A 19,359-nucleotide genomic window follows, 5' to 3' on the forward strand; every position below is an offset into this window, starting at 1 on the left:
AGAACACTCACAGGGGTGGCTCATGCTTCCGATCAGAAGTAAATTGGCAGGCGATACTCCGGTGACCCCCCAATTCCCACATCGGATGTGTCCGTAGTCCCCGCGCCAAGCCCTGCACGCGGCGCGGGGACCCGAAACTTCTTCTTACAGCGCCGACTTCAGCACGAGCGTGACAATCGCGGCCACGACGGCCAGCGCCACCGCTCCCGCGCCCCACACCAGGCCGTGCCGCTGCCACGGGCGACCGTGATCGAGCGACAAACGGCCCGGACCCGTGAAGGCCAGTGCGGCGGCGGCGATTCCGAACAGCACCGGCAGCTCCCACATGGCGAAACCGCCGCTCCAGGTCGCGTTCGCGGCATTGATCATGGTGCCCAGCGCGGCCGCGGCGGCCAGCGGCGTGAGCAGGCCCAGCAGCAGGAGCAGCCCGCCGCCGAGTTCGGTGAGCCCGGCCAGGGTGCCGAAGAACTTGCCGGGGTTGTAGCCCATGCCGTCGAAGGCCTGGGTGGTGGCGTCCCAGCCGTAGCCGCCGAACCAGCCGAAGAGCTTCTGGGAGCCATGGACGGCCAGCAGGCCGCCGAAGCCCACGCGGGCGATCAGCAGGCCGATATCGGAGCCGGTGACGGAGTTGGTGGCGGTGGTGTTCGGAGTGGTCATGGCGTTCTCGACTGTCTGCTCGAGGGTGGTCATGGCGTGCTCGTTTCTCATCGGTCGGTCTGCGTCCCGGCCGCGATCCGGAAAGCGGACCATGGTCCGTATCGCTGCCGACAGTGGGAGCCAACCGGCCTCGGCGGCAGCGTATTCCGCTCCCGCCGCACCGAAGGGGTGACCTGGGTCACCGGTGCCGAATCATTCGGCCAGGAACCAGAAGTACGACAGGAAGATGACCGCGAGCACCCACATGACCGGATGCACCTCGCGGGCGCGCTTCTTGGCCACCATGACCACGGGATAGAACAGCAGGCCCATGGCGATGCCGTTGGCGATGGAGTAGGTCAGCGGCATCATGATCACGGTCAGGAAGGCCGGAACCGCGTACTCCAGCTTGCCCCACTCGATTTCGCCCAGGGCCCTTGCCATCAGCACGCCGACCACGATCAACGCCGGGGCCGTCACCGCCGGCACGCCCGCGACGACCGCGAAGAGCGGGAAGAAGAACATGGCGACCAGGAACCAGAAGGCGGTGGACACCGCGGTCAGGCCGGTGCGCCCGCCCGCCGAGACGCCCGCGGTGGATTCCACGTAGGCGGTGGTGGTCGAGGTGCCGATGATGGCGCCGGCGGCGGTGCCGACCGAGTCGGCCGCCAGGGCCTGGCCCGCGCGATCGAGCTTGCCGTCCTTGGTCAGCAGCCCGGCCTGGTTGGCGACGCCGATCAAAGTGCCGGAGGCGTCGAAGAAGTCGACGAACAGCATGGTCAGCACGACGATGATCATCTGCTGGGTGAAGGCGTCGGGCAGGTGGATGACCGCCTGGCCGAAGGTCTTGTCCAGCCCGTGCGGCAGCGCCGCGAGGGAATTCGGCAGTTCCACCAGACCGCAGACGATGCCGAGCACGGTGGTCGAGAGGATGCCGTAGAGCACCGCGCCGTGCCAGCCCAGCACCAGGAACACCACGGTGACGACCAGGCCGAACACGGCCAGCAGGGTGGTGCCGTGGTGGAAGTTGCCCAGGTGCACGAAGGTGGCGTCGGAGGCCACCACGATGCCGGAGTTCTTCAGGCCCAGGAAGGCCACGAACATGCCGATGCCGGCGCCGACGGCCAGCTTCATCTGCATGGGGATGGCGTCGATGATCTTCTCGCGCACCTTGGTGATGGCGAGCACGAAGAAGATGATGCCCGAGAGCAGGGTGCCCGAAAGCGCTTCCTGCCACGGGATTCCCATGCCCAGCACGACCGAGTAGGCGAAGAAGGCGTTCAGGCCCATGCCGGGCGCCAGCGCCACCGGGTATTTGGCCCACAGGCCCATGACCAGGGTGCCGAAGACGGCGGCCACGGCGGTGGCGGTGAAGACCGCCTGCACCGGCATGCCCTTGTCGCCCAGCGCGCCGTTGGGGCCGTCGCCGAGGATGGACGGGTTCACGGCGAGCACGTACGACATGGCGAGGAACGTGATGGTTCCGGCCATGAGCTCACGTTTGACGGTCGATCCGTGCTGGCTGATGCCGAAGTACTCGTCGACGCGCCCCTTGGTGCGCGTGAGGACGCCGGTGCTCATGAGTGTGCTGTCTCCAGTCGGCGGGAGGGTAGAAAGATGCCCTGGGCACCGTACTTGTCCGGTTCGCCGGGACTCAACCCGGCCCGGCGAACCATCGGCAATCGCAGCTGCCTCACCCTTGAATTCACGGTGCGAGCAGCGCAATTAGTCCGCAATTTAACTGATTACCGGCCGGTAATTAAGAAGCCTTGACCTAAACTGTCTGGGACGTTACAAATGCGTTATCGCCGGACGACAGGGGAACCGGCCGACGAGAGTTTGCAAGCACGTGGTTACCGACGTCATCGATGCGATCGCCGAATTTCCGATCGCCCGCAAAGCAATCTGGGATGTGCTCGTCGAGCCGCAGACCTACCCTCGGCTATTTCCCGGAATCGGCGCGTGTGAAACACCGGATACCGCCGAGGAACATCAGACGCTGAATCTGCGCATCGGCGGCGCCGGCCTCGAGATCCGGACGCTGCGGGTGCTGCTGCGGATCGCGCGCGATCAGGAGAGCCTGGAACTGCACTGCCCCGACTACGGCAGCTTCGCGGCGGTGCGGCTGCGCGAGATCGGCGAGCAGACCCGGGTCATGGTCACCTGCTTCAAGGCGAGCCGGGTGCATCCGCTGCTGACCGAACTGCCCAATTCGGCGGTGACGGCCTGGGTGCAGCAGGGCCTGCGGCGGGTCGCCGAACTGATCCAGGGCGCGCCCACCGCGGTCATCATCAATGGCGAGGACTCGCCGATGAAACTGCAAGCGGGCGTCGCCAAGCAGATGGTGGCCTCCGGCGTGGTGCGCACCTTCCGGCCCGATGTCGGGCTGCGGCAGATCGGCAGCCTGGCCAAATGGGGCTTCAGCATGGCGGGCGGATACGCCGCCGCGGCCGCGCACTCCCCGCAGCGGCTGGCCGTCGTGGACGACCGCTACAGCAGCACCTTCGAGCAATTGCACGCCCGCAGCAATGCCCTCGCCGGGGCCTTCACCGCGCTCGGCTTCGGGGCCGGCACCGCGGTCGGGCTGCTGTGCCGCAATCACAGCGGCATGGTCGAATGCATGGTGGCGGCGGGCAAGTCGGGCGCGGACGCGGTGCTGCTCAATACCGGGCTGGCCGCGCGGCAGGTCGAGGAGATCGTGCAGCGGCATCAGCTGGCGGCGCTGTTCGTGGACAACGAGTTCGAGCCGCTGGTGCGGTATCTGCCCGCGGACCTGCCGCGCTTCACCGCCGACGATGTGGCGCCGGTGCCGGGGCGCACCACCATCGAGGAGCTGATCGCCATGCGGCAGCAGCCCCCGCGGAAATCACCGCGGCCGGGGCGGCTGGTAGTGCTCACCTCCGGCACCAGCGGGACGCCCAAGGGCGCGCGGCGGCCGCATCCCAAGGGTTTCGGGACGGTGGCGGCGCTGCTGTCGCGAATTCCGTTCGGGGTCAACGAGACCATGCTGATCCCCTCGCCGCTGTTCCACACCTGGGGACTGGCGGCGCTGCAGATCTCCACGGCCATTCGCGCCACCGTGGTGCTGAGCGATCGCTTCGATGCCGAGGAGTGTCTGCGGCGCATCGCCGAACAGCGCATCACCGCGCTGATCGTGGTGCCGGTCATGGTGAATCGCATTCTCGACCTGCCCGCGCACGTGCGCGAACGCTACGACCTGTCCAGCCTGAAGGTGGTGGCCAGTTGCGGTGCGCCGCTGGCCGGGGCGGTGGTGCTGAAGTTCCTGGAGGCCTTCGGCGACATCCTCTACAACGTGTACGGCTCGACCGAGGTGTCGTGGGCGTCCATCGCCGATCCCGCCGATCTGCGGCTGTCCCCCACCACCGCCGGACGCCCGCCGCTGGGCACCCGGATCGCGGTGCTGGGCCCGGATCGGCGGCCGCTGCCGGTCGGGGTGGTCGGGCGGATCTTCGTCGGCAATCACATGCTCTTCGACGGCTACACCGATGCCACGCCGCCGGACGAGGCGGACGGCATGCTCGACACCGGCGATATCGGCTACCTCGACGCCACCGGGAAGATGTTCGTGTCCGGCCGCGACGACGAGATGATCATCTCCGGCGGCGAGAACGTCTTCCCGCGCGCGGTCGAGGAGGCGCTCTCGCATCTGCCGCAGGTCAGCGAGGTGGCGGTGGTCGGGGTGCCGGACCGCGAATTCGGCCAGCGGCTGGCGGCTTTCGTGGTCAAACGCCCCGGCTCCGGCCTCGACTCGGACATGGTGCGCAACTACATCCGGCATCGGGTCAGCCGGTTCTCGGTGCCGCGCGACGTCACCTTCCTGGATTCGCTGCCGCGCAACGCCACCGGCAAGATCCTCAAGCGCACCCTGGTCCTGCCGACCTGAGGTCAGGGGCTGGGCGTGGCGATCAGGCCCAGTTCGGCGTCACCGGCCAGCAGCGGATGGTGCGGCAGGATGCGGATGGTGTAGCCGACCGCGCCCGAGACCGGGACCGGGGTCTCGACGGTGAAAACGTCGGTGCCGGAATCGGTTCCGCTGTGCGTCATGGCGACGGTGTGGACGTCGGTGAGGTCGTCGTTCGGGGTGACGCGGCCCAGGGCGGCCTGCACGACGACGTCGGAGGGCGCGAGGCCGCCGAGATCGATGCGGGCGCGCAACGCCAGGTTCGCGCCGATCACCGGGGTGTCGGGCAGGCCGGAGCTGTCGACCTGCACGACTTTCACCGCGGGCCAGGCGGATTCGACGCGGCGGCGGTATTCGGCGAGCTCCCGTGCGCCCTTGAAGTCGTCGGCGGCGACGGCGGCGTAACCGGCCGCGGTGGGGGCGTAGTAGTCGACGGCGTAATCGCGAACCATGCGGGACGCCAGCACTTTCGGGCCCAGGGTCTGCAGGGTGTGGCGGACCATTTCCATCCAGCGGACCGGCAAATCGTCGTGGTCGCGGTCGTAGAAGCGGGGCAGCACCGCGCGTTCCAGCAGTTCGTAGAGCGCCGACGCCTCCAGATCGTCGCGGCGGTGTTCGTCGCGGATGCCGTCGGCGGTGGGGATGGCCCAGCCGTTCTCGCCGTCGTACATCTCGTCCCACCAGCCGTCGCGGATGGAGAGATTGAGGCCGCCGTTGAGCGCCGACTTCATGCCCGACGTGCCGCAGGCTTCGAGCGGGCGCAGCGGATTGTTCAGCCAGACATCGCAACCCCAGTACAGGTAGCGGGCCATGGACATGTCGTAGTCGGGCAGGAAGACGATGCGGTGCCGGACCGCCGGATCGTCGGCGAAGCGCACGATCTGCTGGATCAGCGCCTTGCCGCCGTCATCGGCCGGATGGGACTTACCGGCCACCACCAGCTGCACCGGGCGCTCGGGATCGAGCAGCATGGCGCGCAGGCGCTCCGGATCGCGCAGCATGAGGGTGAGGCGCTTGTAGGTGGGCACGCGGCGCGCGAACCCGACGGTCAGCACGCGCGGATCGAAAACCTCGTCGATCCAGCCCAATTCGGCCGGGGCGGCGCCGCGTTCCAGCCAGGACGCACGCAACCGGCGGCGCACCTCGGCGACCAGCACGCCGCGCAGGGCATTGCGGGTGGACCACAGTTCGCCCAGGTCCACATCGCAGAGCCGCTCCCAGCCGCGCGCCTCCTCCACCAGTTCGTCGCCGATGAGCTCGCGGGCCTTGTCGATCCATTCGCGGGCGGCCCAGGTGGGGGCGTGCACGCCATTGGTGACCGAGCCGATCGGCACCTCGGCGACATCGAAGCCGGGCCAGAGCGGGGCGAACATCTCGCGGCTGACCTCGCCGTGCAGCTTCGAAACGCCGTTGGCGCGCTGGGCGAGTCGCAGGCCCAGGTGGGCCATATTGAACACCGACGGATCGGCCTCGCGGCCCATGGCCAGGATGCGATCCACCGAAACGCCGGGCAGCACCAGCGATTCGCGTTCCCCGTGCGCACCGCCGAAGTAGCGGCGCACCAGGGCGCTCGCGAAACGGTCGATACCGGCGGGCACCGGGGTGTGGGTGGTGAACACGGTGCCCGCGCGGACCGCCGTCAGCGCGGCATCGAAATCCATTCCGGTGGACATGAATTCGCGAATGCGCTCGATGCCCAGGAAGCCGGCGTGGCCCTCGTTCATATGGAACACATCGGGATCGGGCAGGCCGCCTGCGCGGGTGTAGGCGCGCACCGCGCGGGTGCCGCCGATACCGGCCAGGATCTCCTGCTTGATGCGGTGGTCCTGGTCGCCGCCGTACAGCCGGTCGGTGACCGCGCGCAGCTCCGGATCGTTCTCCGCGATATCGGAATCCAAGAGCAGCAAGGGAATCCGGCCCACCTGGGCGATCCACACCCGGGCCCGCAGCACCCGGCCCTCGGGCATCGCGACGTGAATCAGCACCGGCGCGCCGCCCTCGGTGAGCAGCCGCAGCGGCAATCCCTGGGGGTCCAGCGCGGGATAACGCTCGGCCTGCCACCCGTCGGCGGTCAGCGACTGCCGGAAATAGCCTGAGCGATACAGCAATCCGACGCCGATGAGCGGCAATCCCAGATCCGACGCGGCCTTGAGATGGTCACCCGCCAGAATCCCCAGCCCACCCGAATAGTTCGGCAGCACCTCGGTGACCCCGAACTCCATAGAGAAGTACGCGATCCCCTTCGGCCCGCCCGTCTGCTTCTGGAACCACCGCGGCCGCGCCAGATAATCGGCGAGATCAGCGGCAGCCGCATCGACCCGCCGCGTGTACGCCTCGTCGGCAGCGAGCTCATCCAGCCGCTCCGCCGGCACCTCCCCCAGCATCCGCACGGGATCGTGCCCGACCTCCAGCCACAGCCCCGGATCCAGCTCGGCGAACAAGTCCTGCGTCGGCCCGTGCCAAGACCACCGCAAGTTGGTGGCCAGCTCGGTCAGCGCGGACAGCCGCTCGGGCAAATGAGCGCGGACAGTGAATCGACGCAGTGCCTTCACCCCTGTAGACCCTACCCGCAGGCCGGCACGCCCCGCCGTCTTCAGCCGCCCCGGCGGGAGCATCCCATCGGCAACCGATAACGTGTTTCATATGAGCGAGCAGCAGGTTCAGGCGGTCGAGGCAGACCCCACCCAGGAGCATCACGAGGGCGGGTTCCGGCCGATCCGGGAACTGGCACGCGACAACAGCGTCGGCGGCCCCCATTACGGGGAGCTCATCGACCAGGTCCGGACGCTGATGGACAAGGCGCGGCTGGTCAGCCCCAGCGACGAATTGGCCCTGGAGGCCATCGCCACGCTGAAGGAACTCAACGACAAGCTGGACGCGGCGGTGGTGGACGAATGGTCCGCCCCGACCTGGCACCGCACCGACCTGCCCTCGCGCGGCAATATCACCCTGCCGCCGTTCCTGGTGGACAAGGTGAGCAAGGAGGGCGTGCACGCGCGCATCACCTTCCGCACCTTCCATCTGGGCGGCAATGCGGCGGCGCACGGCGGGCACATCGCCCTCGGCTTCGACGATCTGCTGGGCATGACCGCGGCCGTCTACTCCGGCAATGCCACCCGCACCGCGTACCTGCACGTGGACTACCGCTCCATCACGCCGCTCAACACCGAACTGCAGGTGCACGGCTGGGTGGAACGCCAGGAGGGCCGCAAGATCTTCGTGCGCGCCACCCTGCACGACGGCGACCGCCTGTGCGCCGAAGCCAACGGGCTGTTCGTGCTCCTCAAGCCCGGCCAGCAGTAGGCCGGCCCCGCGCGCCTCGCCGGTCCGGAACGCCGCGCGGGCCGGGCACCCGGTAAGTTCGGACGGGTGACCGGCCGCATCGCAATCGATGACATCGCCCCGGCAATCCCCGGCGGCCGACCGGCGAAAGCCGTGGTCGGCGAGGTGTTCCCGGTGCGGGCCGTGGTCTGGCGGGAAGGGCACGAAGCCGTGGCCGCCACGCTGGCGGTGCGCGCGCCCGGATCCTCGCGCACCCAGCGGATCCGGATGACGCCGGACTATCAGCCGGATGTGTTCAATGCCGTGTTCACGCCCGGCAAACCGGGCGCGTGGACCTACCGAATCGAAGGGTGGAGCGATCCGCTGACCACCTGGCGGTCCGGGGTCGAGGCCAAGCTGGCGGTCGGGCAGAGCGCGGTCGACCTGGCCAATGATCTGGAGATCGGGGCGCGGCTGCTGGAACGCGCCGCGCAGGCGGTGCCGAAGAAGCAGTGGGAGGTATTGCGCGGCGCGGCCGAGGCTTTGCGCGGCGATGCGCAATTGCCCGCGCGGGTCGCGCCGGCGTTCAGCGCCGAGGTGAGCGAGATCCTGCGGGCAACGCCGTTGCGCGAGTTGGTGACTCACGGACCGCAGCAGACGGTACTGGTGGAGCGGCAGCGGGCGCTGTTCGGGGCCTGGTACGAATTCTTCCCGCGCTCGACCGGCGGCTGGGACGCCGACGGGAAGCCGGTGCACGGGACCTTCGCCACCGCCACCGCGGAACTGCATCGCATCGCGGCCATGGGGTTCGACGTGGTGTATCTGCCGCCGGTGCATCCCATCGGCAAGGTGAATCGCAAGGGGCCCAACAACTCTCTGACCGCCGCGCCCGGGGATGTGGGGTCGCCGTGGGCGATCGGGTCGGACGAGGGCGGGCACGATGCCATCCATCCGGCGCTGGGCACCGAGACCGACTTCACCGAATTCGTGACGGCCGCAAGGGAATTGGGGCTGGAGGTGGCGCTGGACCTGGCATTGCAGTGCGCGCCCGACCATCCGTGGGTGATACGGCATCCGGAGTGGTTCACCACGCTGCCGGACGGCACCATCGCGTACGCGGAGAATCCGCCGAAGAAGTACCAGGACATCTATCCGATCAACTTCGACAATGATCCGGACGGGCTGTACGCGGAGATCCTGCGGGTGGTGCGGCATTGGATCGCCCTGGGCGTCACCATCTTCCGGGTCGACAATCCGCACACCAAACCGGCGGACTTCTGGGAATGGCTGATCGCGCAGGTGCATCGCGACCATCCGGAGATCGTGTTCCTGTCCGAGGCGTTCACCCGGCCCGCCCGGCTCTACGGGCTGGCGCGGCGCGGGTTCAGCCAGTCCTACACGTACTTCACCTGGCGGGTACACAAGCACGAGATCGCCGAGTTCGGCATGGAATTGGCGGCCAAGGCCGACGAGGCGCGGCCCAACCTGTTCGTGAACACGCCCGACATCCTGCACGAATCACTCCAGCACGGCGGTCCCGGCATGTTCGCGATCCGCGCGGTGCTGGCCGCCACGCTCGGGCCGACCTGGGGCGTGTACTCCGGGTTCGAGCTGTACGAGCATCAAGCGGTGCAGCCGGGCAGCGAGGAATACCTCGATTCGGAGAAGTATCAGCTGCGGCCCCGGAATTTCGCCGCGGCGGCGGCGCGCGGAGAATCCCTGGAGCCCTTGATCACCCGGCTCAACGAGATCCGGCGCGCGCATCCGGCGCTGCAGCAGCTGCGGTGCATCCACTTCCATCAGGTGGACAACGACGCGGTACTGGCCTTCTCGAAGTTCGACCCGACCACCGGGGACGCGGTACTGGTGGTGGTGAACCTGAATCCGTTCGGCACCGAGCACGCCATGGTGTCGCTCGACCTGCCCGCCATCGGCCGCGAATGGCATGACCGGCCGGTGGTGCTGGACGAGATCAGCGGCGAGGAATACCACTGGGACCAGCGCAATTACGTGCGATTGGATCCCGCGCGCGCGGCCGCGCATATTCTCGCCCTGCCGCCCGTGCCCGCCGCCGCGCGCACCGAACTCGCCTATCGCAGATCGTTCCGATGAACCGGCGGGATCTGCTGCTGCTGGCGGCGGGCACCCATCCCGATCCGCATACGGTGCTGGGCGCGCACCCGCATCCGGAGGGGACGGTCATCCGGGTGCTGCGGCCGCACGGGGAGACCGCGGCGGCGCGGATCGGCGGGAGCGATCATCCGCTGGAAGCTCTGGGGCACGGGGTTTTCGAAGGCGTGGTGCCGTTCCCGGAGCTGTGGGATTACCGGATCGTCACCACGTATCCGCACGGGCGCACCGTCATCGACGCCGACGGGTACCGATTCCTGCCCACGCTGGGCGAATTCGATCTGCACCTGCTGGGCGAGGGGCGGCACGAGCGGCTGTGGGAAGTGCTGGGGGCGCATCCCAAACGGTACGAGACCATGGACGGGGAGATGACCGGCACGGCGTTCGCGGTGTGGGCGCCCAACGCACGCGGGGTCGCGGTCATCGGGGACTTCGACGGCTGGAGCGGAAACACCGCGCCCATGCGGAAACTCGGCGGTTCCGGGGTGTGGGAGGTGTTCCTGCCGGGGATCGGGGTGGGCGACAAGTACAAGTACCGGGTGCACGGCGCGGACGGGCGCACCGTCGATCACGCCGACCCGTTCGCCTTCGCCACCGAGCTGCCGCCCGCCACCGCCTCGGTGATCGCGGCCAGCGAATTCGCCTGGGACGACGCGGAATGGCTGCGCGGGCGGGCCGCCACCGATCCCAATCGCGCGCCGGTGAGCGTGTACGAGGTGCACCTGGGGTCGTGGCGGCCGGGGCTCGGGTACCGGGAGATCGCCGAGCAATTGGCGGAATACGTGCTGGGGCAAGGCTTCACGCATGTCGAGCTGCTCCCCGTGGCCGAGCATCCGTTCGGCGGGTCGTGGGGTTACCAGGTCACCTCGTACTATGCGCCGACCGCGCGCTTCGGCTCCCCCGACGACTTCCGGTATCTGGTGGATCACCTGCACCGCAAGGGCATCGGCGTGATCCTGGACTGGGTGCCCGCGCACTTCCCGCGTGACGAATGGGCGCTCGCGCGGTTCGACGGGACCGCCCTCTACGAGCACGCCGATCCGCGCCGCGGCGAGCAACTCGACTGGGGCACCTACGTTTTCGACTTCGGGCGGCACGAGGTGCGGAACTTCCTGGTCGCCAATGCCCGGTACTGGATCGAGGAATTCCATGTGGACGGGCTGCGGGTGGACGCGGTCGCCTCCATGCTCTACCTCGACTATTCGCGCCCCGACTGGGAGCCCAATATCCATGGCGGACGGGAGAATCTGGAGGCCGTCGCGTTCCTGCAGGAAATGAACGCGACCGTGCACAAGCATCATCCGGGCGTGCTCACCGTGGCCGAGGAATCCACCACCTGGCCCGGGGTGACCCGCTCCACCGAGGTCGGCGGGCTGGGGTTCACCATGAAATGGAATATGGGCTGGATGCACGACACGCTCGGCTATCTGGCGCACGATCCGGTGCATCGCGCCTGGCACCACAACGAGATCACCTTCTCGCTCACCTACGCCTGGAGCGAGAACTATGTGCTGCCCATCAGCCATGACGAGGTGGTGCACGGCAAGGGCACGCTGTGGACGCGCATGCCCGGGGACGATTTCGCCAAGGCGGGCGGGGTGCGGGCGCTGCTGGCCTACATGTGGGCGCATCCGGGGAAGCAGCTGCTGTTCATGGGGCAGGAGTTCGGGCAGTTCCGGGAGTGGGACCACGATCGCGGACTCGACTGGCACGAGCTGGAAAACCCACTGCACCAAGGGATTCAGACGCTGGTGCGGGATCTGAATCGGCTGTACGCCTCGCAGCCGGCGCTGTGGAGCCAGGACACCTCACCCGGCGGGTACGCCTGGATCGACGCCGACGACCGGGACCACAACGTGCTGTCGTTCCTGCGCTACGGCACCGACGGGTCGATCATCGCGTGCGTCTACAACTTCTCCGGGTCCGAGCATCGCGACCATCGGGTCGGATTGCCCGCGGCGGGGCGGTGGCGCGAGATCCTCAATACCGATGCGATCACCTACGGCGGCAATGGGATCGGGAACCTAGGCTCCGTCGAAGCAACAAGCGAACCGTCTCACGGACGCCCGGCCTCGGCATTGATCACACTCCCGCCGAACAGCGGAATCTGGCTGCTGCCGGACTGATTCCCGCTACCGGCTGCCCCCAGATCACTGGGCAAGGGAATCAATGTCAAACGACAGAGCTTCTGATCGTGATAGGACTGAGACGCGGCCGCAATCCCGGGGGCCACCGCCCCCACACCCCGATAAAGGGGTTGGCAGGGCTGCAACCCCTGCCAATCTGATTCTCTTGAACAGGAACGATATTCGCATGAAGAAGTTGGGTACTTTCGCGCTCGCCACCGCCGCCGTCGCCGGTGTTCTCACCGCCGGTGCCGGCCTCGCCTCGGCCGACGCCGTGAAGCTGGAACCCGTGGTGGCCGTGGGCGAGCCGGATCCGACCAGCACCGGCTCCTCGTCCATCACGACGGAGATCGCCAAGCTGCTCCCCTCCCTGAGCGCCGGCAAGGCTGCCAAGTAGTTCCGGCCGGTTCCCCATCCTCCCCATCGGTGGGGAACTCCTGAGATGACTCGTGCCCCCTGCCGGATCGGCAGGGGGCACGTTGCGTAAGACGTCAGTACAGGGCGGCGGCGAGTTTGCGGCGGGCCGCCATCACGATCGGCTCGGCCGGGTCGAAGAGTTCGAACAGTTCCAGCAGGTGGGTGCGGACGCGCGTGCGGTCGTCGCCCGCGGTGCGCTTGACCTGGGCGATCAGCCGGTCGAACGCGGCCTCGGGCTGCTGGTTGAACATTTCCAGGTCGGCGGCGGCCAGGGCGGCGTCCAGGTCGGCCGGGTCGGCGTCGGCCTTGGCCAGGGCCTGCGGGTCCAGCTGCTGCACGCGGGCGATGAACTGCACCTGGCGCAGTGCCGCCTTGGCGTCGGCATTGTTCGGTTCGGCGTTCAGGATTTCCTGGTAGACGGCGATGGCGCCATCGAAATTGCCCTGTTCGAGGGCTTCCTCGGCGGCCACGAAACGCGGATCCTCCGGCGCCTCGGCTTCGGCCTCGCCGCCCGCGCCCACACCGGGCAGCTTGCCGCGCACGGCGTCGACCACGGCGGCCAGCCACTGCGTGACCTGCTCCTCCGGCTGATTGCCGGTGAAGTCGGCGAGCGGCTGACCGGCGGCCACCGCCACCACGGTCGGGATGCCCTGCACCTGGAACGCCTGGGCGATGCGCATGTTCGCCTCGGCCTCGACGCTGGCCAGATCCCAGTCGCCGCCGCTGCCCGCGACCAGCTTCTCCAGCAAGCGCACCAGTTCGACGCTGCCGGGGCTGCGCTGCGAGTACAGCACCACCACCACGGGCACCTGCGTCGAACGGCGCAGCACCTTGTCTTCGAAATCGGCCTCGGTGACAGCATGGCCGCCGGGGACATCCGCGGCGGCGGCAGCGGGCTGCTTCAGAGCGGACAAATCCACCGCGCCCGACATGGCGGCGGCAACTGCGGCTGAGGGACGGCGTGCAGGTCGAGTCACGCCCTCCAGTCTGTCACGAACGTGCGGCGGCGGGGTTCGCGGCTTGGCTGAGTTCACCGAGCAGGCCGGACTTGATCGCCCAGCGCTCGAAGAAGACCGAAGCGAACGGAATCACGCTGGAGGCCAAGCCGATCAGCGTCACCTTGCCCGGCCACTCGAACTCCCGCGAAGCCAGCAGCACGCTGATCGCGTAGAACACGAACACGACCCCGTGCAGCATCCCGAACACCATCACCGGCCACTTGATGGGCGCATCGGCGATACCGAACGAATCAGCCCGCTTCAACACCGACCCGAGCAATAGCAGCGCCCACGACGGAGCCTCCACAATGCCGAAGAACCGGACCCGCTTGGCAACAGTGCTCAGATCGAAGATTTCCACGGCCCCCATTGTGCCGGAATAGCTACGACGACTCGTAGTGGAGCCGGTCACATACCCGCTCACGCGGGTGAAAGGGGTTTCCTCGGGGGCAAGCCCCCGAACCCCCAAGGAAGTGGGACGACAAGCGGCCGGGAGGAACACGGGGGGCAGCAGCCCGCGCAGCCAGGGTGACAGCATGCGCGATCGGGCGGCAGCCCCAGAGGGGGGTTCGGGGGCTTTGCCCCCGTTTCTCCCCTTAACGCAGCGACCGCTGCGGCCTTGGCCGCAGCGGTCGCTGGATACGGTCGCGGGTTAGACGCGGACGATGAGGGCGTCGCCCTGGCCGCCGCCTCCGCAGAGGGCGGCTGCGCCGATGCCGCCGCCGCGGCGCTTCAGTTCGAGGGCGAGGTGCAGGACGATGCGGGCGCCGGACATGCCGAGGGGGTGGCCGATGGAGATGGCGCCGCCGTTGACGTTGACCTTTTCGGGGTCGATGCCGAGTTTGCGGGTGGAGGCGATGCCGACGGCGGCGAAGGCCTCGTTGATCTCGATCAGGTCGAGGTCGGCCGGCGAGATGCCTTCCTTGGCACAGGCTTTCGCGATCGCGTTGGCGGGCTGGTCCTGCAGGGTGGAGTCCGGGCCCGCCACGACGCCGGCGGCGCCGATCTCGGCGATCCAGGACAGGCCGAGGGATTCCGCCTTGGCCTTGCTCATGACGACGACCGCGGCCGCGCCATCGGAGATCTGGGAGGCGGAGCCGGCGGTGATGGTGCCGTCCTTGCGGAACGCCGGGCGCAGCTTGCCGAGCGATTCGGCGGTGGTGTCGGCGCGAATGCCCTCGTCCTCGGCGAACTGGATCGGGTCGCCCTTGCGCTGCGGGATGGACACCGGCACGACCTCGTCGGCGAAGACGCCGTTCTTCCAGGCCGCGGCCGCCTTCTGGTGCGAGGCGGCGGCGAACGCGTCCTGGTCTGCGCGGCTGATCACGTCGGCGTCGTTGCGCTGCTCGGTGAGCAGGCCCATCGCCTGATCGGTGAAGATGTCGTGCAGGCCGTCGTAGGCCATGTGGTCGCGCAGGGTCACGTCGCCGTACTTGAAGCCCTCGCGGGACTTCTCCAGCAGATGCGGGGCCTGGGTCATGGACTCCATGCCGCCGGCCACCACGACCTCGTACTCCCCGGCGCGAATCAGCTGATCCGCCAACGCGATTGCATTGATTCCGGACAAACACACCTTGTTGATGGTGAGCGCCGGGACATCCATGGAGATGCCCGCGGCCGCCGCCGCCTGCCGCGCCGGGATCTGGCCGGCGCCGGCGGTCAGCACCTGACCCATGATCACGTAATCGACCAGCTCGGGCGCGACGCCGCCCTTCTCCAGCGCGCCCTTGATGGCGATGCCGCCGAGATCCGACCCGCTGAAGTCCTTGAGCGAACCGAGCAGTCGCCCGACAGGGGTGCGCGCACCGGAGACGATGACGGAGGTGGTGGTCACGATGGGGGCCTCGCTTACGTCAGATGAGTCGGCCCCGCCAACCATCGGAGCCTTTACTCAAAGGTAACGTGCGGCACGTCCGCATCCTTCCGAGGGTGCGCGCTACCGTCGGTGGTGTGAGCAACACCGAGAACACCGAATTCATCCCCACGGAATACGTCACCGCCGTCGATCATGTCGGTATCGCGGTGCCGGATCTCGATTCCGCGGTGGCCTGGTACCGAGACCATCTCGGCATGGTCGAGACGCATCGCGAGATCAATGAGGCGCAGGGCGTGCACGAGGCCATGCTGTCCGTCGCGGGCGCTCCCGCCGGTTCGGTTGCGCTGCAGTTGCTGGCTCCGCTCAACGACGAGTCCACGATCGCCAAGTTCATCGACCGAAACGGGCCTGGCCTGCAGCAGCTCGCCTATCGGGTCACCGATGTGGAAGCTGTTTCGCAGCAACTTCGTGAACGGGGCTTGCGTTTGCTGTACGACGCCCCGCGCGCCGGAACCGCTGGTTCCCGCATCAATTTCATCCATCCCAAGGATGCTGGCGGTGTGCTGGTCGAACTCGTCGAACCGGCCGCGAAAACTACCCACTAGTACCGGAGTTCAGCTCCCTAAAGAGGCTGTAACAACATTCGCGGTCGGGTCACCATCAGTGGTCGGCAGGCTGTAGTTTGTGGGGCATGTCGTCCACTGAGCCCGATCGTAATCGCTTCGTTGCACTGCCCTTTACCGTTGTGCGGAAGGGCTATGACCGTGACGAGGTGCGTAACTACTTCGACCGTTTCGACGCCGAGCTAAGGGTCACCGCAACCGATCGCGATGCCGCCGCAGCCCAGGCCCGCAACTTGGCGGCCCAGCTGGAGGACGCCCGCGACGAGATCGACGAGCTCCGTAAGGAAGTCGACCGGCTGTCCGTGCCGCCGACTACCGCCGAGGGCATGTCCGATCGCATCTCGCGCATGCTGCGCCTGGCCTCCGACGAGGCTTCCGAGGTGCGCGCGCAGGCCCAGGCCGAGGCCGCCGAAATGATTTCGATCGCCGAACAGCAGGCGACCGAAATGCGCGGTAAGTACGAATCGCTCCTCTCCGAGACCAAAGAGAAGCGCGAAGCCCTCGAAATCGAATTCGAGCAGACCCTCGCGAACGCCCGCTCCGAGTCCGCCAAGATCGTCGACGCCGCGAACGCCGAAGCCGACCGCCTCACCAAGGAATCCGAGGCCAAGCGCAAGGCGACGCAGCAGGACTTCGAGGTCACCATGGCCGAGCGTCGCACCAAGCTGACCCGCGCCATGGAAGAGCTCGAGGCCACCTCGCGCGCCGAGGCCGCCCAGCGCATCAAGGACGCCACCGACGAGGCCAACCGCCTCATCACCTCGGCGACCAACACCGCCGATCGAAAGATCGCGCACGCCAAGGAACTCGCCGAGGAAATGCGCGTGCTGCGCGGCCGCGTACTGGCCCAGCTGCTCGGCATCCGCGGCCAGCTCGACTCCGTGCCGGCCATGCTGGCCGCCGTCAACCGCGAGAGCGAATTGCTCGACGGCGCACCGGAACAGCGCTCCCTGGCGAACAAGGGCCGCAAGGCCATCTCCGACGTTCGGGAAGACGAGATCGTCGACGAAGAGCGCGAAAACGCCGACATCTCCAGCTAACTCATCCCGAACCGGGCGACACCCACCGTTCGAAGGCCGCTCCCTTTCCAGGGAGCGGCCTTCCTTATGTCGTGACCAGGTTCGTCAGAACCCGCTGCCGGACATGACATTGCACGCCGCATAGCCCGCGCTACCGCCGTCGATGAACACGCACGGCGTCTGCTTCACCTCGGCGTCCCTCGACATCGAACTCAGCACCGCGCCATTGGCGTCCCGCTGCTCCATCACGATGTGATGCATGCCGGTCGTGGTCGGCCGCCACGGCACCATGTAGTAGTCGGGATAGCCCTTCTCGCACTGCCACTTACCGGGATCGATTGCTTTCCCGGTTACCGGCTTCCCGTTGTCGAGGATCCAGATCACGCCCGAGCACACCGACGTCCGCCCGGTGATCATCCATTTCTCGCTGTGCGTGTAATCGCCGACATAGACGTTCAGGTCCTCGACGGTGGCCGCGGCGTCGGGCGCCCCGGCGATGGTCATAGCGGTGCCCGCGACCGCCGCCAGCGCCAGGCCGATCCGATGTGTTCTCAAATCCGACTCCCAGTGAAACGAAACGATTTCAGTTCACTGGGCAGCGTAATGAGCACTGCCGCACGGGTGCTCGGAACGACGGCCCCCAGTTCTCGGGGGTCGATGTGCCCGAAACCGGGTCAGGACCAGCGGCGGGTGATGGTGCGGGTGCGGCGGCCGTTCCAGCAGCCGGTGTGCCAGTGGCGGCGGTCGCCCTCGCCGCCGTAGGCGGGCCAGGCTACGAGGTGGGGGACGCCGGGCATGATCTCGTGGTCGCAGCCGGGGCAGCGGTAGGTCTTGGTGGCGCGGGAGCCGGCGATATTGCGGACCTGGTAGGTCTCGCCGTCGGGGCCCGCCTCGGTGCGGCCGAAGGAATCGGAGATGGGGCGCGGTTCCTGCTGGAACCGCGCCGCGGACGGGCTGGGGCGGGGTTTCCGGCGGGGCATGGTATCGAGGTTAGAACAGCCGGAAAACGTCGCTCTCGGTGCCACGCAGAGCATCGTAGTCGAGGGTGAGGCAGCGGATGCCACGGTCGGTGGCGAGGGTCTTCGCCTGCGGCTTGATCTGCTGGGCGGCGAAGACGCCGGCCACGGGGGCCAGCAGCGGGTCGCGGTTGAGCAGTTCCAGGTAGCGCGTCAGCTGTTCGACGCCGTCGATCTCACCGCGGCGCTTGATCTCCACGGCTACCGTCGCGCCGTCGGCGTCGCGGCACAGGATGTCGACGGGGCCGATGGCGGTCATGTACTCGCGGCGGATGAGTGTGTAACCCGCGCCGAGGGTTTCGATGTGCTCGGCCAGGAGTTCCTGCAGGTGAGCCTCCACGCCGTCCTTCTGCAGGCCGGGGTCGACGCCGAGTTCGTGCGCGGAATCGTGCTCGATCTCCTCGAGGGTGATGCGCAGTTCCTCGCCGGCCTTGTTGGTCACCACCCACAGGGCTTTGGCTGTCTCCGAATCGCTTTCGCGTTCCTCGAGCCAGCACGGGGGGCTCATCCAGTTCAGCGGCTTGTAGGAGCCGCCGTCGGAGTGGACGAGCACCGAGCCGTCGGCCTTCACCATGATGAGGCGACGGGCCATCGGCAGATGGGCGGTGAGACGGCCGACGTAGTCCACTTGGCAGCGAGCAATCACGAGGCGCACCGGTCCACTCTAGAGAGTGCCTCCGCGAGGTTCCGAACCGGTGCGCAGGAGTCGCGCGACGGCGCGTAGACCGGCCACTATCTCGCGTTGATCCAATAGGGCGGAGTCGGCGGTGGACTGCCAGGTGCGGACCGAGGTCTGCAGTTCGTCCATGCGATGGGTGAGGTCCTGGACCTCCGTGCGCAGGGCGAGCACCGTGTCGGGCGGGTAGTCGGCCTCGTGGGAGATGGCGGCGATGCGGGTGCGGACGTAGGCGAAATACGCTGCCACGGGGCGGAATACGGTACTCAGGAGGAAGAAGGCGGCGACGTAGTAGCCGAGCAGGTAGCCGAAGGCCACGGAGATGATCAGGGCTATCAGAGCCGAGATGATGTGCGATCCGACTGCCATCGCCAGCAGCCGCTTGGTGAGGGCGAACAGCTCGGCCGTATTGGTCGGGGGTACCGGGATCTCCTGGCGCTGCGCCGAACTCATGCGATGGGCGGCCTGTCTGGCGGCGAAATAGAGATTCCACGGGACCGTGAGGATGACCAGGAGCCAGAAGAAGGCCACGAGGCCCAGGGCGACTGCGACGACCGTGCGGGTGTCGAGATCGGCCCAGATCGTAAGAGCCACAACCACGATCACCATCACCGCGGCGGACCAGAACAACCCCCAGTATTGCTTCATGGGGTAGAGCTTCGCGGGAAGGCTTGCCGGCCAACAGCGTAGGACTACGCAAGGCGTTCGAATCTTCCCGG

Annotated in this window: 17 protein-coding genes; 7 read left to right on the forward strand and 10 right to left on the reverse strand. The window is 67.8% G+C overall.

Annotation, left to right across the window (positions count from 1 at the left end):
• Positions 1-144: 144 nt before the first annotated feature.
• Positions 145-690: a DoxX family protein gene (locus NY1_RS20265; RefSeq protein ID WP_084535138.1), complete on the reverse strand. Its 546-nt coding sequence runs from the start codon at positions 688-690 to the stop codon at positions 145-147.
• A gap of 159 nt (positions 691-849) precedes the next feature.
• On the reverse strand, positions 850-2,217 hold the full coding sequence (locus NY1_RS20270) for an NCS2 family permease (protein WP_067715472.1): 1,368 nt from the start codon (positions 2,215-2,217) through the stop codon (positions 850-852).
• A gap of 268 nt (positions 2,218-2,485) precedes the next feature.
• Here NY1_RS20270 and NY1_RS20275 point away from each other — a divergent pair, with 268 nt between their 5' ends.
• The gene (locus NY1_RS20275; RefSeq protein ID WP_067715475.1) at positions 2,486-4,540 is read left to right on the forward strand and encodes an AMP-binding protein; all 2,055 of its coding nucleotides are present in this window, start codon (positions 2,486-2,488) and stop codon (positions 4,538-4,540) included.
• 2 nt (positions 4,541-4,542) lie between these two features.
• Here NY1_RS20275 and glgP read toward each other — a convergent pair whose 3' ends face one another.
• Complete coding sequence (gene glgP / locus NY1_RS20280) at positions 4,543-7,110, reverse strand: alpha-glucan family phosphorylase (RefSeq protein ID WP_067715477.1); 2,568 nt, start codon at positions 7,108-7,110, stop codon at positions 4,543-4,545.
• 91 nt (positions 7,111-7,201) lie between these two features.
• Here glgP and NY1_RS20285 point away from each other — a divergent pair, with 91 nt between their 5' ends.
• The 4 genes from NY1_RS20285 (at position 7,202) to NY1_RS20300 (ending at position 12,472) form a co-directional block, all read left to right on the forward strand.
• A complete protein-coding gene (locus NY1_RS20285) occupies positions 7,202-7,861 on the forward strand; it encodes a PaaI family thioesterase (protein ID WP_067715479.1) in 660 nt (219 codons plus the stop codon).
• A 66-nt stretch (positions 7,862-7,927) separates the two neighbouring features.
• On the forward strand, positions 7,928-9,931 hold the full coding sequence (locus NY1_RS20290) for an alpha-1,4-glucan--maltose-1-phosphate maltosyltransferase (RefSeq protein WP_067715480.1): 2,004 nt from the start codon (positions 7,928-7,930) through the stop codon (positions 9,929-9,931).
• Positions 9,928-12,075 carry a 1,4-alpha-glucan branching protein GlgB gene (gene glgB, locus NY1_RS20295; RefSeq protein WP_067715483.1) on the forward strand — a complete coding sequence of 716 codons (2,148 nt, stop codon included), beginning with the start codon at positions 9,928-9,930 and terminating at the stop codon, positions 12,073-12,075. Before NY1_RS20290 ends, glgB begins: the two co-directional genes overlap by 4 nt.
• Positions 12,076-12,262: 187 nt before the next feature.
• A complete protein-coding gene (locus NY1_RS20300) occupies positions 12,263-12,472 on the forward strand; it encodes a hypothetical protein (protein ID WP_067715486.1) in 210 nt (69 codons plus the stop codon).
• 94 nt (positions 12,473-12,566) lie between these two features.
• Here the strand turns inward: NY1_RS20300 and NY1_RS20305 are convergent, their stop codons facing one another.
• The 3 genes from NY1_RS20305 to NY1_RS20315 all read right to left on the reverse strand — a co-directional run bounded on the left by NY1_RS20305 (position 12,567) and on the right by NY1_RS20315 (position 15,324).
• On the reverse strand, positions 12,567-13,424 hold the full coding sequence (locus NY1_RS20305; protein ID WP_067715490.1) for a tetratricopeptide repeat protein: 858 nt from the start codon (positions 13,422-13,424) through the stop codon (positions 12,567-12,569).
• A 58-nt stretch (positions 13,425-13,482) separates the two neighbouring features.
• Entirely contained in the window at positions 13,483-13,851 is a 369-nt protein-coding gene (locus tag NY1_RS20310; protein WP_439956026.1) for a DUF3817 domain-containing protein, read from the reverse strand.
• 291 nt (positions 13,852-14,142) lie between these two features.
• A complete protein-coding gene (locus NY1_RS20315) occupies positions 14,143-15,324 on the reverse strand; it encodes an acetyl-CoA C-acetyltransferase (protein WP_233434398.1) in 1,182 nt (393 codons plus the stop codon).
• Between the two features lie 116 nt (positions 15,325-15,440).
• On the opposite strand from NY1_RS20315, the gene mce reads away from it, so the two are divergent.
• Positions 15,441-15,911, forward strand: coding sequence for a methylmalonyl-CoA epimerase (gene mce, locus NY1_RS20320; protein ID WP_067715499.1), 471 nt, complete (start codon positions 15,441-15,443; stop codon positions 15,909-15,911).
• 86 nt (positions 15,912-15,997) lie between these two features.
• Complete coding sequence (locus NY1_RS20325) at positions 15,998-16,969, forward strand: coiled-coil domain-containing protein (RefSeq protein ID WP_067715502.1); 972 nt, start codon at positions 15,998-16,000, stop codon at positions 16,967-16,969.
• Positions 16,970-17,053: 84 nt separating this feature from the next.
• Here the strand turns inward: NY1_RS20325 and NY1_RS20330 are convergent, their stop codons facing one another.
• From NY1_RS20330 to NY1_RS20345, 4 genes are all read right to left on the reverse strand, one after another.
• Complete coding sequence (locus NY1_RS20330; protein ID WP_067715508.1) at positions 17,054-17,503, reverse strand: hypothetical protein; 450 nt, start codon at positions 17,501-17,503, stop codon at positions 17,054-17,056.
• A 119-nt stretch (positions 17,504-17,622) separates the two neighbouring features.
• On the reverse strand, positions 17,623-17,928 hold the full coding sequence (locus NY1_RS20335; RefSeq protein ID WP_067715513.1) for an Rv1322 family protein: 306 nt from the start codon (positions 17,926-17,928) through the stop codon (positions 17,623-17,625).
• A 10-nt stretch (positions 17,929-17,938) separates the two neighbouring features.
• Positions 17,939-18,619: an endonuclease NucS gene (gene nucS, locus NY1_RS20340; protein WP_067715515.1), complete on the reverse strand. Its 681-nt coding sequence runs from the start codon at positions 18,617-18,619 to the stop codon at positions 17,939-17,941.
• Positions 18,620-18,628: 9 nt separating this feature from the next.
• A complete protein-coding gene (locus tag NY1_RS20345) occupies positions 18,629-19,288 on the reverse strand; it encodes a hypothetical protein (RefSeq protein WP_067715517.1) in 660 nt (219 codons plus the stop codon).
• Positions 19,289-19,359 lie beyond the last annotated feature (71 nt).

This window comes from Nocardia yamanashiensis NBRC 100130 (assembly GCF_001613325.1).
Lineage (GTDB): Bacteria > Actinomycetota > Actinomycetes > Mycobacteriales > Mycobacteriaceae > Nocardia > Nocardia yamanashiensis.

Coding starts and splice junctions, on each gene's coding strand:
- NY1_RS20305 (WP_067715490.1), bottom strand. CDS start 13,424: ATGTCGGGCGCGGTGGATTTGTCCGCTCTGAAGCAGCCCGCTGCCGCC.
- NY1_RS20285 (WP_067715479.1), top strand. CDS start 7,202: ATGAGCGAGCAGCAGGTTCAGGCGGTCGAGGCAGACCCCACCCAGGAG.
- NY1_RS20300 (WP_067715486.1), top strand. CDS start 12,263: ATGAAGAAGTTGGGTACTTTCGCGCTCGCCACCGCCGCCGTCGCCGGT.
- NY1_RS20345 (WP_067715517.1), bottom strand. CDS start 19,288: ATGAAGCAATACTGGGGGTTGTTCTGGTCCGCCGCGGTGATGGTGATC.
- NY1_RS20335 (WP_067715513.1), bottom strand. CDS start 17,928: ATGCCCCGCCGGAAACCCCGCCCCAGCCCGTCCGCGGCGCGGTTCCAG.
- NY1_RS20265 (WP_084535138.1), bottom strand. CDS start 690: ATGACCACCCTCGAGCAGACAGTCGAGAACGCCATGACCACTCCGAAC.
- NY1_RS20270 (WP_067715472.1), bottom strand. CDS start 2,217: ATGAGCACCGGCGTCCTCACGCGCACCAAGGGGCGCGTCGACGAGTAC.
- NY1_RS20325 (WP_067715502.1), top strand. CDS start 15,998: ATGTCGTCCACTGAGCCCGATCGTAATCGCTTCGTTGCACTGCCCTTT.
- glgB (WP_067715483.1), top strand. CDS start 9,928: ATGAACCGGCGGGATCTGCTGCTGCTGGCGGCGGGCACCCATCCCGAT.